The 15,348-nt window shown below is 41.6% G+C and carries 14 protein-coding genes; 6 read left to right on the top strand and 8 right to left on the bottom strand.

Annotated features, from left to right (window positions below):
* Positions 1–6: 6 nt before the first annotated feature.
* Together ACZ5O6_RS06710 and ylqF are read right to left on the bottom strand one after the other, a co-directional pair.
* On the bottom strand, positions 7–1,233 hold the full coding sequence (locus tag ACZ5O6_RS06710; protein WP_447091693.1) for a tetratricopeptide repeat protein: 1,227 nt from the start codon (positions 1,231–1,233) through the stop codon (positions 7–9).
* A 22-nt stretch (positions 1,234–1,255) separates the two neighbouring features.
* On the bottom strand, positions 1,256–2,185 hold the full coding sequence (gene ylqF / locus ACZ5O6_RS06705) for a ribosome biogenesis GTPase YlqF (RefSeq protein WP_447091692.1): 930 nt from the start codon (positions 2,183–2,185) through the stop codon (positions 1,256–1,258).
* Positions 2,186–2,525: 340 nt separating this feature from the next.
* Between ylqF and ACZ5O6_RS06700 the strand changes: the two genes are divergently transcribed.
* Positions 2,526–2,894, top strand: a complete 369-nt coding sequence (locus tag ACZ5O6_RS06700) for a MerR family transcriptional regulator (RefSeq protein WP_447091691.1) — start codon at positions 2,526–2,528, stop codon at positions 2,892–2,894.
* 73 nt (positions 2,895–2,967) lie between these two features.
* Here the strand turns inward: ACZ5O6_RS06700 and ACZ5O6_RS06695 are convergent, their stop codons facing one another.
* The 6 genes from ACZ5O6_RS06695 to ACZ5O6_RS06670 form a co-directional block, all read right to left on the bottom strand.
* Positions 2,968–4,248 (bottom strand): dihydrolipoamide acetyltransferase family protein, encoded by a 1,281-nt coding sequence (locus ACZ5O6_RS06695; RefSeq protein WP_447091690.1) that lies wholly within the window; start codon positions 4,246–4,248, stop codon positions 2,968–2,970.
* Positions 4,249–4,250: 2 nt separating this feature from the next.
* Positions 4,251–5,264, bottom strand: coding sequence for an alpha-ketoacid dehydrogenase subunit beta (locus ACZ5O6_RS06690; RefSeq protein WP_447091689.1), 1,014 nt, complete (start codon positions 5,262–5,264; stop codon positions 4,251–4,253).
* A gap of 2 nt (positions 5,265–5,266) precedes the next feature.
* A complete protein-coding gene (locus ACZ5O6_RS06685) occupies positions 5,267–6,532 on the bottom strand; it encodes a thiamine pyrophosphate-dependent enzyme (RefSeq protein WP_447091688.1) in 1,266 nt (421 codons plus the stop codon).
* 296 nt (positions 6,533–6,828) lie between these two features.
* Positions 6,829–7,686: an acyl-CoA thioesterase gene (locus ACZ5O6_RS06680; RefSeq protein ID WP_447091687.1), complete on the bottom strand. Its 858-nt coding sequence runs from the start codon at positions 7,684–7,686 to the stop codon at positions 6,829–6,831.
* A gap of 12 nt (positions 7,687–7,698) precedes the next feature.
* Positions 7,699–8,640, bottom strand: a complete 942-nt coding sequence (locus ACZ5O6_RS06675; RefSeq protein WP_447091686.1) for an electron transfer flavoprotein subunit alpha/FixB family protein — start codon at positions 8,638–8,640, stop codon at positions 7,699–7,701.
* Positions 8,637–9,395, bottom strand: a complete 759-nt coding sequence (locus tag ACZ5O6_RS06670; RefSeq protein WP_447091685.1) for an electron transfer flavoprotein subunit beta/FixA family protein — start codon at positions 9,393–9,395, stop codon at positions 8,637–8,639. The genes ACZ5O6_RS06675 and ACZ5O6_RS06670 overlap by 4 nt, the downstream gene beginning before the upstream one ends.
* Before the next feature lie 385 nt (positions 9,396–9,780).
* Between ACZ5O6_RS06670 and ACZ5O6_RS06665 the strand changes: the two genes are divergently transcribed.
* From ACZ5O6_RS06665 to ACZ5O6_RS06645, 5 genes are all read left to right on the top strand, one after another.
* Positions 9,781–10,968: a thiolase family protein gene (locus tag ACZ5O6_RS06665; RefSeq protein WP_447091684.1), complete on the top strand. Its 1,188-nt coding sequence runs from the start codon at positions 9,781–9,783 to the stop codon at positions 10,966–10,968.
* Positions 10,969–11,046: 78 nt separating this feature from the next.
* Complete coding sequence (locus ACZ5O6_RS06660; protein ID WP_447091742.1) at positions 11,047–12,732, top strand: electron transfer flavoprotein-ubiquinone oxidoreductase; 1,686 nt, start codon at positions 11,047–11,049, stop codon at positions 12,730–12,732.
* Positions 12,733–12,779: 47 nt separating this feature from the next.
* Complete coding sequence (locus tag ACZ5O6_RS06655) at positions 12,780–13,634, top strand: 3-hydroxybutyryl-CoA dehydrogenase (protein ID WP_447091683.1); 855 nt, start codon at positions 12,780–12,782, stop codon at positions 13,632–13,634.
* The gene (locus ACZ5O6_RS06650) at positions 13,624–14,433 is read left to right on the top strand and encodes an enoyl-CoA hydratase/isomerase family protein (protein WP_447091682.1); all 810 of its coding nucleotides are present in this window, start codon (positions 13,624–13,626) and stop codon (positions 14,431–14,433) included. Before ACZ5O6_RS06655 ends, ACZ5O6_RS06650 begins: the two co-directional genes overlap by 11 nt.
* A 55-nt stretch (positions 14,434–14,488) precedes the next feature.
* On the top strand, positions 14,489–15,325 hold the full coding sequence (locus ACZ5O6_RS06645) for an MBL fold metallo-hydrolase (protein WP_447091681.1): 837 nt from the start codon (positions 14,489–14,491) through the stop codon (positions 15,323–15,325).
* Positions 15,326–15,348 lie beyond the last annotated feature (23 nt).

Raw genomic sequence — 15,348 nt, 5'->3', positions numbered from 1 at the left:
ATTTTTTTATGGTAAAGGGTTTGGTCTGTATTCTGCTTTTTTTCTACCGCGATCTAGCCAAGCCGCTAATATACTTTCTTGAAATTCTGGTCTTTGATGATATTCGCAAGCCCCAATATGTTGATTGCCTTCAGGTAAAGGCCATTGTAAGCTTACAGCGTTTCCGAATTTGAAGCATCTATCATGTGCAATATAGCTTGTTTTGATATATCGCCAAACACAGTCTCGTAAAAACCACTGGTCAATACTAGGTGTTGCCATGGCATTGGGGGAATAGTTATCTATCATTTTCTTTATATCCGGTAAGATACCACTAATTCCACCCCACATGCCGGCAAGAATTAAATCGGTGTGTGTCCACCAGTCTCGAAGAATATGAAAATGTTTTCCTGAATTTATCCATTGTTGAACAGCTAAACATTCTCTAAGACTAAATACAGAGTCAGCATCCCGTACTAGAAAGTACCCTACAGTGTCTTCGCTAGCAACAGCAAATCGCCAGCATAATTTTTCACGTAGGTTCTGGTTGTTTGTTTGTAAAATAATTCTTCCGCCCAATTTTTCTATTAATTCTATAAAACCTGGGCTAACACTGCTGTCTACGTAAAACCATAATTCCCATTCAGGGTAAAAATCAGGTGCCAATAGTAAATTACGTAGTGCACCGAAGATATAACGTTTTTCGTTACCCCATAAGCTAAAGGAAATTACTTTTTTCTTACCTGCTGTTAGTTCTTTTACCGGTTTGTCGGGTAGTTTCCATTTTTCGTCAGGAGCACCAAATTTTTTATCTTTTAGTATTAATGCATTTCTTCCTGATCGAGCTGCTTTCTCTTCTTCATTAATATGGTAATAATTTGAGGCTAAGGAATCCCAAGCTCCGTATTCTGAAGGGTTTTTCTTGAGGTATTGTCCAAGGTAATGTATTGACTTTTTATATTCTTGGCTTCTTGAAAGGGCTACGCCTAAGTTGATTAAAAGTGCATCGTCTTCAGGGTGTAGTTTGTGGGCGCTTTCTAATATGTGGCTAGCACCTTTATAATCTTTTATCAGAAAAAGATAGTAGCTTAATTGTTCAAGTAAACCTTTAGGCTTGCTATCTTTATTGAGATTTATCTGTTCAACTAACGCTCCAATAGCTTTATTGGCTTCTCCTGTGACAAAAATGGAATGAATATTTTGATCCCAACCTTGAGGGATAGCATGTTCAGATTCTTCTGCTTTATTAGACATAGCGTTATTGAGTCTCTTTGTTCTATTTCTTGGTGTGATTTTTTCTTCTTTGTGATTTTTTTTCCGCTTTTTCTTGCTTTTTTCTCTCAACCTCTTGCATCTCGTTAATAATCATTTCAGGTTTTTCTAAAGTGATAGAACCGAGAGTACCTTGCCGAAATTCGTGTAACAAAATTTCGTAAGTTTTATGTAAATTGATTCTTCCCCCTGATTGTTTGGCTCCTCGCTTTTCTCCAAGAACTTCTAAAAAGGATATTGCATCAGTAGGTAAATTGTCTATTTTGTAGCGTATCGAGAGTCTTTCTGGATATTCCTTGAGAAGGTATTCTGCAGCATAGTAGCCAATATCATCATATTCAATGGCGGTATCTTTAATCGCTCCAGAAATGGCTAAACGGTAACCGCTGTGAGGGTTTTCAATTTTAGGCCACAAAATTCCAGGCGTGTCGTGTAGTATAATATCGTGAGCTAAATTAATTTTTTGCTGCCGTTTGGTAACGGCAGGTTCATTACCTGTTTTAGCAATTACTTTACCGGCTAAAGTGTTAATGATAGTAGATTTCCCTACATTTGGAATACCGACAATCATTGCATTTATCGCTTTAAAACTCGCATCTCTTTCTCCTGCTATCGATTTACACATTGTTAAGATTTGACGTGTTTTCTCCGGGGAGTCTAATTGGCAGGTGATTGTTTTGATGTTTTTTTGAGCAAGGTAATGTTCTTGCCATTGCTGGGTGACGTTTTCATCGGCTAAATCACACTTATTCAGGACTACAATAGTTGGAGTGTTTGTGGGTGTATTGCGCCGTAAACTCTCTATAACTGGATTTTGGCTACTATAAGGCAAGCGTGCATCGACGACCTCTATTAAAAGATCCATATTATTAAGAACATCTGCTATTTCTCTGCGAGCCTTATGCATATGGCCCGGATACCAATTGATACTCATAAAAAGTGTTGCCAATAATCGTCTGTGAAAAGAAGTATAGTGAGATAGTATCATTCTAGTCGGTGGTATATCTAAATAAAAGCGGTATTAAGTCGTAAATCTCCGTGGCAATGCTGTCGATTAGTTCGCCATTGATACCTTTCAGGTTAGAAATATACTCAGTTAACTAAAAGTTATAATGACAATGAGTTGTGCTAAGTAGTCCTAAGTGTTGTCTTAGATAGTAGAGTGAGTTTGGTTCACTGTTTTTTTATCACTTTTCCAAATAGATACAGCGTTTTTTTCTTTGCGTTAACCTTATATAATATGTTGTTGTACTAGTATCAAATGAGAGCACTTTATGTATTCGATATCTGATTTAGCTAATGAGTTTTCTATTAGCCATAGAACCTTACGCTTTTATGAAGAAAAAGGTATTTTGCATCCAAAACGAGAAAAGCAAAATAGGGTTTATAGTATTGATGATAGGTCAATGCTAAAGCTTGTGTTGAGAGGTAAGCGTTTGGGTTTTACTCTTAATGAAAGCCTGAGTATTATTAAATTGTATGATCCTGTTTCAGGTAATAAAGAACAGCTAGTGATATTGCAGGAAAAAATAAAGGAAAAATTAGATTTTTTGGATAACCAAAAAGTAGAGATAGATTTAATGATAAAAGATTTAAATGAAGCAGAAAGTCGTTGTATTGATTCTATGAAAAATGATAAGTAATATTCTTTAAATAGAGTAGCTGCTTATAGAGCCAGTAACCTTAAAAAATAAGCAGCTAATTGATAGAAATTCCTCAAATAATAACTAGAGAAGGATTCTCTAATAATTTTTTGATAACTTGAATAAATTCGGCGGCTTCAACGCCATCAACCACTCTGTGATCAAACGATGCTGATATATTCATGCATTTTCTAGAAGACACCTCACCATCGATAAGCACTACCTTATCAAATAATTTATTAATCCCGATGATGGCAACCTCAGGATGATTAATAATCGGTGTGCTAAAAATCCCACCAATAGGGCCTAAACTGCTAATGGTAATCGTTGACCCCGACATTTCTTTGGGTGTGGCTTTTCCCATTTTAGCGCGCGATGTTAAATCATTAATTTGATAGGCGCAGTCCCATAAATTGTATTGCTGCATGTCATGAATCACAGGCACTGCTAAGCCCATATTGGTTTGTGCAGCTATTCCTAAATGAACATTGTTATAAATGAGCATTTCACCTTCGTTGTCGTCGTAGCGGCAGTTCATTTGCGGATATTTTTGTAGTGCTTTAACCACAGCTTTGGTGATAAATGGTAATAAAGTTAATTTGGTTTGCTCGTCGTCTTTGTGGGTATTGAGATGAGCGCGAAGTGCTTCTAGTTCAGTCATATCCACTTCTTCACCATAACTAAAGTGTGGAATATTCCGCTTGGAAAGCTGCATTTTTTCAGCAATCTTACGTCTCATTCCTACCATTTTCTTAATCGTTATTTCACTTTCAATGGTAGATTTCTGTTGTTCTTCAAGCGTTTTTTTGAAAGTCGGTGGTTGCCCTGTGACGACTTGGCTTAAATATTGTAAAAAATCTTCTTTTAAAATACGGCCGTTTTTACCTGTACCCTGAACGCGTCGAAGATCGATAGCATTTTCTCTGGCTAACTTTCTGACAACGGGTGAGGTAAGTGGTTTGTCATTGATAATTGTCCCTGTTTCTATAACTGTATCGGAGTCTGACTGATTAGATATGTGGCTATCATTGGTTTTAACACGGCCTTCTTCCGCTTGTACAAGAGAGTTCTCTACAGGTTTATCGGAGCTTTCATCCGTGTTTGTAGCGATACCTTCAGCGCTAATCTCAATAATCACTGAACCTACCGCGACGATCTCGCCGACATCGTGGTGGATAGCGGCAACTTTTCCATCGACAGGTGATGGGATTTCAACGGCGGCTTTGTCAGTCATCACAACAGCAAGGGTGTCGTCTTCACAAACGCTATCACCTACAGATACCGGCCACTCTGATAATTCAGCTTCTGTGATACCTTCACCAATATCGGGGAGTGTAATGGTTATATTATTCATGTTTAATTCTCCATCGCACGTTGTAAGGCTTTAGCGAGACGTGCAGGGCCTGGGAAGTAATCCCATTCCTGACAATGAGGGTAGGGAACATCCCAGCCTGTAATACGCTGTATGGGTGATTCTAAAGAGTAAAAGCAGTGCTCTTGAATTTGTGCGGATAGCTCTGCTCCAAAACCACTGGTGAGCGTGGCTTCGTGGACAATAACGCAGCGTCCGGTTTTTTCTACTGATGCTGCAATGGTGTCGATGTCGAGTGGTAATAGGCTTCGTAAATCAATAACTTCGGCGTCAACACTCGAGACATTGACGGCCTCAAGAGCGACATGCACCATATTGCCATAAGCAAGAACCGTAACGTCGCTACCAGCACGAGATACCTTTGCTTTGCCTAAAGGTACTGTGTAGTGGCTTTCAGGTACCTCACCATCAGGATGTTTTGACCACGGAGTTAATGGACGATCGTGATAGCCTTCAAAAGGGCCATTATAGATACGCTTAGGTTCAAGAAAGACGACGGGGTCGTCATCTTCAATTGCGGCGAGTAATAGCCCTTTGGCATCGTATGGGTTAGAGGGGATGACAGTTTTTAAACCGCAAACATGGGTGAGTAAGGCTTCGGGGCTTTGGCTATGAGTTTGACCACCAAAAATACCACCACCGGTTGGCATTCTTACGGTGAGTGGCGCTGTAAAATCACCGGCTGATCGATGTCTCAAACGCGCTGCTTCAGATACCAGTTGGTCATAGCCGGGATAGCAGTAGTCGGCAAATTGAATTTCGGCAACAGGGCGTAAACCATAAGCGGCCATACCAACAGCCACACCAATAATACCGCATTCAGAAATAGGCGTGTCGAAGGCACGTTGTTTGCCAAAGCGCGCTTGTAATCCTTCGGTGCAGCGAAATACGCCACCAAAGTAGCCAACATCTTCACCAAAAACGACAACTTTTTCGTTTTCTTCCATCGCATTGTGATGCGCAGAGTTAATGGCTTGAATCATATTCATTGTGCTCATGCTTACTCTCCTTTCTCAACGCGTGCAATTTGTTTTTGTAAATGTGACGGAACGTCTTTATAAACATCTTCAAACATAGAGCTCGCGGGTAAGTCGGGTAGATCAGCGAGAGAGCCGAGTTTTTGTGCTTCTTTGACAAGGCTTAATACCGTCTCTTTCATCTCTTTTTCAAGCGCAGTATGCTGTTCTTCAGACCATTCTCCGAGTTGAATTAAATGATTTTTTAAACGCTCGATAGGGTCGCCTAAGGGCCATGCTTTCTCATCATCTTTAGGGCGATACTTTGATGGGTCATCGGAGCTAGAGTGTCCGCTTGACCGGTAGGTCACCCATTCAATCATGGTAGGGCCTAAATTTTGTCGGGCGCGTTCAGCCGCCCATTCTGATGCAGCATAGACCGCAAGAAAATCATTGCCATCGACTCGTAGAGCAGGGATGGCATAGCCAATACCACGTGCTGCAAAAGTGGTTTCGGGGTTGTTCGCAATGCCTTGAAAAGATGAGATTGCCCATTGATTGTTAGTCACATTAAGTATGACGGGTGGCTTGTATACGCTGGCAAAGGTTAGAGCCGCATGAAAGTCACTTTCTGCTGTAGAACCATCGCCAATAAATGTGCTGGCAATTTTATTGTCGTTGCTAATGGCTGAGGCCATTGCCCAGCCAACGGCTTGGGTATACTGCGTACCTAAATTACCTGAAAGAGAGAAAAACCCGGCGTCTTTTGAAGAATAAAATACTGGTAGTTGGCGACCTTTTAGTTTGTCACCTGAATTTGAAAGCACCTGGCACATCATGTCAAACATAGACCAGCCAGTTCCGCGAATGATCTCGTTAGTGATTAAAATACCTGCTTGTCGGTACGTTGGAAAAAACATGTCCCCTTGGTTCATAACCATGGTTTGTGCAACGCTGATGGCTTCTTCACCGGTTGTCTTCATAAAAAAAGACGTTTTCCCCTGCCGCTGAATCACCATCATTCTATCGTCATAAGCACGGGTTTTTACCATCGCCTGCAGGCCAGTTTTTAATTGATCGATAGAGATTTTTGGTTGCCATTCTCCACAGGCTTTACCGTTATCGTCAAGCACGCGAATGATACTCTTGGATAAAGCATCAAAGGTAGCTAACGGTGCATCCTGAGTGGGTTTCTGCACACTGCCGGCTGCCGGTATGTCGAGGTATGAAAAGTCTGGGCTATCGCCTGGACGGGTGAGGGGTTCGGGAATGCGCAGGCTTAGCCCGCCATTATTAGGTGTTTGGGTCATACAATTACCTCACTGTGGCAGCGTTGGGTTTTCCAGCCGATGCCCTGTGGTTTTATAAAAAACATGAGAAAGGTTTGGTTTGCAAAATACTTTGTCATGTTTCGTTTTAACTGAGTGTTGGATCTGCAACGACTCAATGAATAATTCGACTATAACGTATTATGATGATCGAATAAACGTGTTCAATAGATGTTATATCGCATCGGTAAAAACTGATATAAAAAATACTTTTTTAGGCCTCTGAGTTAACGAGCAGAACCTGTAGTGCATTCTGAAATTTCGAATAAAAAAGCAGGTTAGCGGAGTGATTTTCTTACAACACCTTCTTGCATAGTAGTTGCGACTAATTTTCCATCTTCACGATAAATACTGCCTTTTGATAATCCGCGACCGTTACACACCGATAGCGGGTCACACTGGACAAATAACCAATTATTTAGCGAAAACTCTCGATGAAACCAAATGGTATGGCAAACAGTGGCTAGGCTAACTTCATTCAGGCGATAGCGATAATTAACTGGTCGAAGCGTCGATGTCAATAAACGAAAATCAGAAGTGTAAGCCAGAAGAGAGTATTGTAATAACGTATTCTCTTGTAGCGAGTGGTTGGCTTTAATCCAATAATTTTCTTGTATTTCGTGATGCACCTGACCATTCGTTTCTTCTTTTGGGATACGCAATAAAAAGGGTTGGTTACTTAATATTTTACTACGCACACTGCGTTCTGCTAATGATTCGCTCTCTAAATTAATTTCTTCAAAAGACCCTTCGTTAAAGTTGGGAATAACCGTGTTACTACTATAGTGTAAATCCGATTCTTCTTTGGTTTGAAAAGAGCACATCATAGTAAAGATAGGTTGACCATTTTGAATCGCCGTTATTGTACGTGATGAATAACTGCGGCCATCTCGCGTTCGGTCAACGCTATACATGATGGGTAAGTGATAATCTCCCGCACGTAAAAAATAAGCGTGGGCAGAATGAATTTTTCGATCAATTGCTACCGTTTCTTGCGCTGCGCTAATGGCTTGCCCAAGTACTTGTCCACCAAACACCATGCCGGTACCGATGTTTTGGCTGCGGCCCCGGAATGTATTTTCTTCAATACGTTCTAGTGTTAATAGATCACTCAGTTCGTGCAGTAGTATACTCATTACGATAGACGCTTATAACTTTTGTTCTAACTCAGGAAGAATGTCAAACAGGTCGCCAACTAAACCATAATCTGCTATCTGAAAAATAGGCGCTTCTTCATCTTTATTGATAGCGACAATGACTTTACTTTCTTTCATTCCGGCTAGATGTTGAATCGCGCCAGAAATACCAACCGCAATATAAAGTTCAGGCGCGACAATTTTACCCGTTTGTCCGACTTGTAAATCATTAGATACATAGCCGGCATCAACCGCTGCACGTGATGCACCAATAGCTGCATCGAGTTTATCTGCAATTCTTTCAATTAGTGCAAAGTTTTCTCCACTTTGCATACCTCGCCCACCAGAAATAACCACTCTAGCGCCCGATAGTTCGGGGCGATCGGCAACCGTTAATTCTTCGTTAATGCATTCCGATATTGAATTGTTTTGATGGCTATTTACTGTAATTATGGGTGCAGAATTGCTTGCATCACAAACGGCAGCATCAAATGCTGTTCCACGAACCGTGGCGATAACAACGGCGCTATTAACAGATACTGTAGCGATTGCATTGCCCGCATAAATTGGGCGTTTGAATGTTTTATCTGTCTCTACACTGATGATATCTGACAAGGGCTCAACGTCGAGTAATGCTGCAACGCGCGGTAAAATATCTTTCCCCGTAGTGGTGGCGGGGGCTAATATATAAGCGTATGTATTTTGCGTATTTATTTCCAGAATAAGAGGAGTAACTGCTTCGGCGAGTTGGTGCTTGTAGACACTGCTGTTGGCAATAATTACACGGTTGATACCAGTGATAGTTGCCGCTTCTTCAGCAACAGACACACAATCATCTCCAGCAACGAGAATATCAATACTATAGGTCGATAGTTGTTGAGCTGCGCTAACAGCATGATGTGTAACTGGTGATAAATGGGCGTTGTTGTGTTCTGCAATGATTAAAACGTTCATGAGATCACCTTCGCTTCGTTGGTCAGTTTTTCAATCAACTCGTCAACATTATTGACCTTTATGCCCGCTTGTCGTTGGGAGGGAGTATCAACACGTTCAACAATAATTGTGGCTGCTGCATCTGAGGCTGGAATTAAATCGCTAGCGGGTAGTTTTTCTAAGGGCTTTTTCTTTGCCTTCATAATTTGTGGTAGCTTTGCGTAGCGAGGTTCGTTGAGGCGCAAGTCGGTGGTAATGACGGCAGGTAATGAGAGAGATAGTGTTTTAAGTCCGCCATCAACCTCTCGAGTAACAATCGCTTTATCTTCACTAACTGTGAGTTTGGATGCAAATGTTCCTTGAGGCATTCCACATAAACCTGCAAGCATTTGTCCTGTTTGATTGTTATCACTGTCAATGGATTGTTTTCCAAGAATGACAAGGTCGGGTTTTTCTTGTTGAACAATTTGGCGAAGTAATTTGGCGCAATATAAAGAAGAGGGTGGTGTGTCGCTTTCAATAAGAATGCCTCTGTCGGCACCGAGTGCCATGGCATAACGTAGTTGCTCTTCACACTTTTTTTCGCCGATGGATACGACAATAATTTCGCTGGCGATTCCTTGCTCTTTTAATCTCACCGCTTCTTCAACCGCAATTTCACAGAATGGGTTAATCGACATTTTTGTATTACTTAAGTCAATGCCGCTATTGTCAGCGTTGACCCTTACCTTAACGTTGTAATCGACAACGCGCTTAACTGCGACGACAATTTTCATGTTCTGCCTCATGTTTTTATGTATTGCTAATCATCTAATGACCAGTTACCTAACTCTAATAGTCATCAACAATGGTCGATGTCTACTAGTATCTATTGATATGCCTCTTTGAGACCGTTTTAAGCCTCTTAGCTTGATAGGTTTATCCTAATAAAGTATAGACCCACGGTTATATTTTTCTTTCTATCGTTTCTACTATGGGATCGTTTTTTAACCGTGTTATTACTAACAGCCTTGATTAAAAACATCTTATATCAATTTACTTGCTTGCAGCAAGCAATTAAGTTAATCTTTTATTATTCATTCATATCGTGTTGTTTAGTCGTTGTTGATGTTGTGTTGCACGGTTTAAAAATGCAGTTGATAAAAGAGTAGAGAGAGTCCTATGTCCGCAGAAGTTGTTATTGTTAGTGCTGTTAGAACCCCAATGGGTGGGTTTCAGGGTGAATTAAGTACAGTTTCAGCGACTCAACTGGGCTCTATCGCCATAAGGGCGGCACTGGCTGTACCTTCTCAGCAAGGAAATGTCTCAGTTGACGAGGTGCTTATGGGTAATGTGCTAAGTGCAGGCGTAGGCCAGGCACCAGCAAGGCAGGCTGCTTTATCTGCGGGGCTACCCGTATCGACACCGTGTACTACTGTGAGCAAGGTTTGCGGCTCTGGTATGAAGGCTATTATGTTAGCGTCTGATCAAATTGCGGCAGGCAGTATTGATGTTGCGGTTGCGGGAGGTATGGAGAGTATGTCTCAGGCACCCTATATTTTACCCAATGCACGCTCGGGTCAGCGTCTGGGGCATGGGGAGATGCTTGACCATATGTTTTATGACGGTTTGCAAAATGCTAGCGATGGCCAGCTTATGGGATGCTTTGCCGATCAGAATGCAAAACTTGATGGTATTAGTCGCGAGCAAATGGATGATTACGCCATAGAGTCTTTGCAGCGTGCACAGGTGGCTATCGAGCAAGGTGCATTTGTGAATGAAATCACACCGGTAGTGGTAAAGACTCGGCGAGACGAATTAATAATCGATAGGGATGAGCAGCCGCCCAAAGCAAAACCTGAAAAAATTCCGACCTTAAGGCCAGCTTTTGGCAAAGACGGTGCGGTAACAGCAGCCAATGCTAGTTCTATTTCTGATGGTGCTGCCGCTTTATTGGTAATGAGTCGAAAAAAAGCAGAGCAGCTAGGTCTAACAATACTGGCCGTTATTAAAGCACATACTTCTCATGCGGAAATGCCTGAAAAATTCACTCATGCGCCGATTGGTGCGATCCAAAAAGTGTTACAAAAAGCTGATTGGTCTATAGACGATGTTGATTTATTTGAAGTTAATGAGGCGTTTGCCATGGTGGCAATTGCCGCTAAACAGGCACTGAGTTTGCCGGTAGATAAAATGAATGTGAATGGTGGTGCAACGGCGTTAGGGCATCCCATTGGCGCATCGGGTGCCCGTATTGTGGTTACCTTAATTCATGCGTTGCGCAATCAAGGAAAAACAAAAGGTGTTGCCAGTTTATGTATTGGTGGTGGTGAAGCGACAGCCATTGCCATTGAATGTCCTTCGAGTTAAGAATTTTTGAATCGTTATTTTTTGTTATAAACAATAGCAGGTGTGCCCATGGTTAATCCTAATAATGATCACGATAATATCGAACGTGAAGTCATGGAATATGACGTGTGCATCGTAGGTGCTGGCCCCGCAGGTTTATCCGCAGCGATTAAACTTCGTCAATTAGCGGTTGAACATAATATAGAGTTATCGGTTTGTGTGTTAGAAAAAGGCTCTGAAGTGGGCGCGCACATATTATCGGGCGCTATTTTTGAGCCTCGCGCTTTACACGAATTGATTCCTGATTGGCAGCAACAGGGTGCCCCTTTATCCGTTAAAGTGACGCGTGATGAGGTTTTTCTATTCCCCAATGGGCGTCATTACACAGAAATTCCCACGCTATTTGTTCCCAAGACACTACATAACGATAACAATTATATTGTGAGTTTAGGCAATGTTTGCCGGTGGTTGGCAGAGCAAGCCGAAGCGCTAGAAGTTGATGTGATTACGGGCTTTGCTGCATCCACTATCTTATATGACGAAGAAAATCGTGTGGTGGGTGTGACAACAGGTGATATGGGGCTGGATGATCAAGGCAAACAAAAAGAGAGCTTTGAGCCTGGTATGGCCATTCATGCAAAATACACGATTTTTTCTGAAGGTTGTCGAGGTCATTTAGGCAAAGAGTTGATGAGTCGCTATCAACTCGATGAAGACAGTGATCCGCAGCATTATGGCCTAGGCATTAAAGAACTTTGGACGATAGATCCGAATAAACATCGTCCGGGGCTAGTAGTACATGGTGCCGGTTGGCCGTTAAACAGACATGGTACGACAGGGGGATTCTTTCTTTACCATGGAGAAAATCATCAAGTGGTTGTTGGTTTAATTACCGATCTTAACTATAGCAACCCACATATTAGCCCTTATGATGAGTTTCAGCAGTTAAAGCACCACCCTGAAATTGCTCGTATTTTAGAAGGCGGAGAGCGTATCTCTTATGGTGCGAGAGCCATTGCTAAGGGTGGATTTTACTCTTTACCTAAAATGACATTTGCTGGCGGTTTGTTAGTGGGATGTGATGCCGGCACACTAAATGTTGCTAAAATTAAGGGCTCTCATACTGCGATGAAGTCGGGCATGTTAGCTGCAGAAACGATTGTTGATGCACTACGTACGGGTGACCAAGGCGGCACAGAATTAGTAGATTATGCCCAAAAATTTAAAGCTTCTTGGCTCTATGATGAGCTGCATAACACGCGTAACTTTGGTGGAGCTTTACATAAGCTCGGTACACGAGTAGGTGGCGCTTATAATTTTATCGATCAAAATATCTTTCGCGGCCGCTTGCCGTTTACTTTTAGAGAAAAAACACCGGATCATGCACAACTAAAATCTGCAAAAAAGACAAAGCCCATTGTTTACCCTAAGCCAGATGGCGTACTGAGTTTTGACCGACTGTCATCTGTCTTCTTATCCAATACCAATCATGAAGAAGATCAACCCTGTCATTTACAATTACGGGATAACAGTATTCCAGTACAGCACAACCTTGCTATTTATGATGCGCCTGAACAACGTTATTGTCCTGCAGGCGTATACGAAATGGTAGAAGATACCACGATAGATAGCGCGTCAAAAACAAGTGAAGGTGCAGCGATGCGTTTACAAATTAATGCACAAAACTGTATACATTGTAAAACGTGCGACATTAAAGATCCGTCGCAAAATATTACATGGGTAACACCTGAGGGTAGTGGTGGCCCTAATTATCCCAATATGTAAATAGCTTAAAATATTCAATCAATATAAAAATATTAAGAGACCGGTGAATGATGAGTAACATTAAAAAAATAGGTGTGATTGGCGCTGGTCAAATGGGGCGTGGTATTGCACAAGTGGCAATGATGAGTGGCTATGAAACCTACCTGTTTGATGTGAATGAAGTTGCGATTAATGCTGCATCGGACTTCATTTTAAAACAATTAAATCGTGGGATAGAAAAAGAAAAATGGGATCAACCTTATGTTGATCAAACGATGGCTCTGTTTTCTTCAACGACCGATATAGCTACTTTATCTGATTGCGATTTACTTATCGAAGCCGCGACAGAAAATAAAAAAATAAAATTTGAGATATTTGAACAACTAGATGACGTCGCTAAACAAGGCGCCATATTAGCAAGCAATACCTCATCGATATCAATTACCGAAATTGCCGCAGTGACTCGCCGCCCAGAAAACGTTGTGGGTATGCATTTTATGAATCCTGTGCCGGTGATGAAATTGGTTGAAGGCATTCGTGGTTTGGAAACGAGTGATGAGGTATTTAATACTGTAGAAGCCGTTTCTGTAGCGATGGGTAAAACGTTTATTAAGGTTAATGATGTGGCTGGTTTTGCCATCAATCGTATTTTAATGCCCATGATTAACGAAGCGATTTATGCACACTATGAAGGCGTTGCCAGTATCGAAGATATCGACATTGGTATGAAACTAGGGACTAATCAGCCAATGGGGCCACTGGAACTCGCTGATTTTATTGGCTTAGATACCTGTTTAGCAATTATGAATGTACTTTATGATGGCTTAGGCGATACGAAATATCGACCTTGTCCGTTACTTAAAAAATATGTGTTAGCGGGTCGTTACGGACGGAAGTCGGGTCGAGGTTTTTATGCCTACTAATTCATCATCAAGCTCAAATAATAATTACGATACTATTCGCTATGCCGTTAACGGCGGTGTTGCGACATTAACTATTTGCCGCCCAGATAAACTCAACGCATTAAACGATAATGTTTTCAAAGAAATTGATGATTGCCTTAACCGCCTTGAAGAACAGGTAAGAGGATTGATCATTACGGGGGAGGGGGATAAGGCTTTTATTGCTGGTGCCGATATTAAAGCGATGAGTACTATGAGCAAGGATCAAGCCGTCGCTTTTAGTGCACAAGGGCATAGAATAACTTGCCGTTTTTCTACATTGCCTATTCCTGTTATTGCGGCTGTTAATGGCTTTGCATTAGGGGGCGGTTTTGAAATAGCTATGGCCGCCGATTTTATTTATGCCACAGAGAATGCCGTATTTGGTTTGCCAGAAACTAAGCTAGGGCTTATTCCAGGTTTTGGTGGTACGCAGCGTCTTGTTCGTTTGGTGGGTAAAAGTAAAGCGAAAGAACTCGTGTTTACGGGTCGTAATGTCAGTCTTCAAGAGGCAGAATCCATCGGTATTGTTGCTCGTGTTTTCTCTTCAAAAATTGAGCTATTAGAAGCTGCAGAAAAAACGATTATACAGTCTGCAAAAAATAGTCCGCTCGCTATTGCTGCGGCTAAGCAAGTCATGAATCAAGCCGATGAGGTCTCGATGGATGATGGCCTATTAAAAGAAAAAGATGCCTTTGGTGAATTATTTAGCAGTGAAGATATGCGTGAAGGCGTTAACGCCTTTTTAGAAAAAAGAGCTGCTGTTTTTACCGGGCGTTAATCTAAAAATCAAGATGTAAGCGAGTAATAGACAAAAAATAGTAGGCAATAAATCCATGAAATTTTATGCAGTAGAAGGCAATACGCAATGCCTAGATGGCGGCGCGATGTTTGGTAATGCCCCAAAAGCAATGTGGCAACAATGGTGCAAAGCGGATGAAAAAAACCGTATTCATTTAGCGACACGTGCGTTACTTGTTGAATTTAATAATGGAAAAACGGCATTGTTTGAAGCGGGTGTTGGTGCTTTTTTTGATCCTAAAATGAAAGAACGCTTTGCCGTGCAAGAAACCGAACACGTCTTGCTAGAAAATTTGGAAGACATTGGGTGTCCTCACGATACGATCGATTATGTGATTTTGTCACATCTGCACTTTGATCATGCGGGTGGCATATTAAGTCCATGGAAAGAAGACGAAGCCCTTTCTTTATTGTTCCCTCATGCTGAATTCTTTGTGTCAAAAAAACAGTGGGAAAGAGCCAATAATCCACACGCTCGTGATCGTGCTTCGTATATCCCTGACATGCTCAGCTTACTGAGTGATAGTGGTCGCTTATTCTTGGTCGAGGGCGAAACGCATCCTGTACTAGGGGAGCATGTCCGTTTTCATTATTCGGATGGCCATACTCCGGGATTAATGTTAGCTGAATTGGCGACGCCTCAAGGGCCAATGATTTTTTGCTCAGATCTTATTCCCGGTATGGCTTGGGTGCATCATGCGATTACGATGGGCTACGATCGGTATCCAGAACAAGTGATTGATGAAAAAATGGCACTGCTAGATGATTTGGTCAAACGTAATGGCAGCTTATTTTTTACACATGATGAAAAAGTGAGCCGAGCCAGAATAGAAAAAAATGAAAAAGGCCGGTTTATTCCCCACGCAATGTAGGGCGTAATCGTCCGGTATATGAT

This window comes from Eionea flava (genome assembly GCF_055393785.1).
Note: the sequence above shows the minus strand (reverse complement) of the source record. Positions and strands in the feature narration are given on the sequence as shown.

Bases quoted from the DNA above. Each gene is read 5' to 3' on its own strand.
- ACZ5O6_RS06665 (WP_447091684.1), top strand. From the start codon at position 9,781: ATGTCCGCAGAAGTTGTTATTGTTAGTGCTGTTAGAACCCCAATGGGT.
- ACZ5O6_RS06680 (WP_447091687.1), bottom strand. From the start codon at position 7,686: ATGAGTATACTACTGCACGAACTGAGTGATCTATTAACACTAGAACGT.
- ACZ5O6_RS06685 (WP_447091688.1), bottom strand. From the start codon at position 6,532: ATGACCCAAACACCTAATAATGGCGGGCTAAGCCTGCGCATTCCCGAA.
- ACZ5O6_RS06695 (WP_447091690.1), bottom strand. From the start codon at position 4,248: ATGAATAATATAACCATTACACTCCCCGATATTGGTGAAGGTATCACA.
- ACZ5O6_RS06645 (WP_447091681.1), top strand. From the start codon at position 14,489: ATGAAATTTTATGCAGTAGAAGGCAATACGCAATGCCTAGATGGCGGC.
- ylqF (WP_447091692.1), bottom strand. From the start codon at position 2,185: ATGAGTATCAATTGGTATCCGGGCCATATGCATAAGGCTCGCAGAGAA.
- ACZ5O6_RS06650 (WP_447091682.1), top strand. From the start codon at position 13,624: ATGCCTACTAATTCATCATCAAGCTCAAATAATAATTACGATACTATT.
- ACZ5O6_RS06710 (WP_447091693.1), bottom strand. From the start codon at position 1,233: ATGTCTAATAAAGCAGAAGAATCTGAACATGCTATCCCTCAAGGTTGG.
- ACZ5O6_RS06690 (WP_447091689.1), bottom strand. From the start codon at position 5,264: ATGAGCACAATGAATATGATTCAAGCCATTAACTCTGCGCATCACAAT.
- ACZ5O6_RS06700 (WP_447091691.1), top strand. From the start codon at position 2,526: ATGTATTCGATATCTGATTTAGCTAATGAGTTTTCTATTAGCCATAGA.
- ACZ5O6_RS06670 (WP_447091685.1), bottom strand. From the start codon at position 9,395: ATGAAAATTGTCGTCGCAGTTAAGCGCGTTGTCGATTACAACGTTAAG.
- ACZ5O6_RS06655 (WP_447091683.1), top strand. From the start codon at position 12,780: ATGATGAGTAACATTAAAAAAATAGGTGTGATTGGCGCTGGTCAAATG.
- ACZ5O6_RS06675 (WP_447091686.1), bottom strand. From the start codon at position 8,640: ATGAACGTTTTAATCATTGCAGAACACAACAACGCCCATTTATCACCA.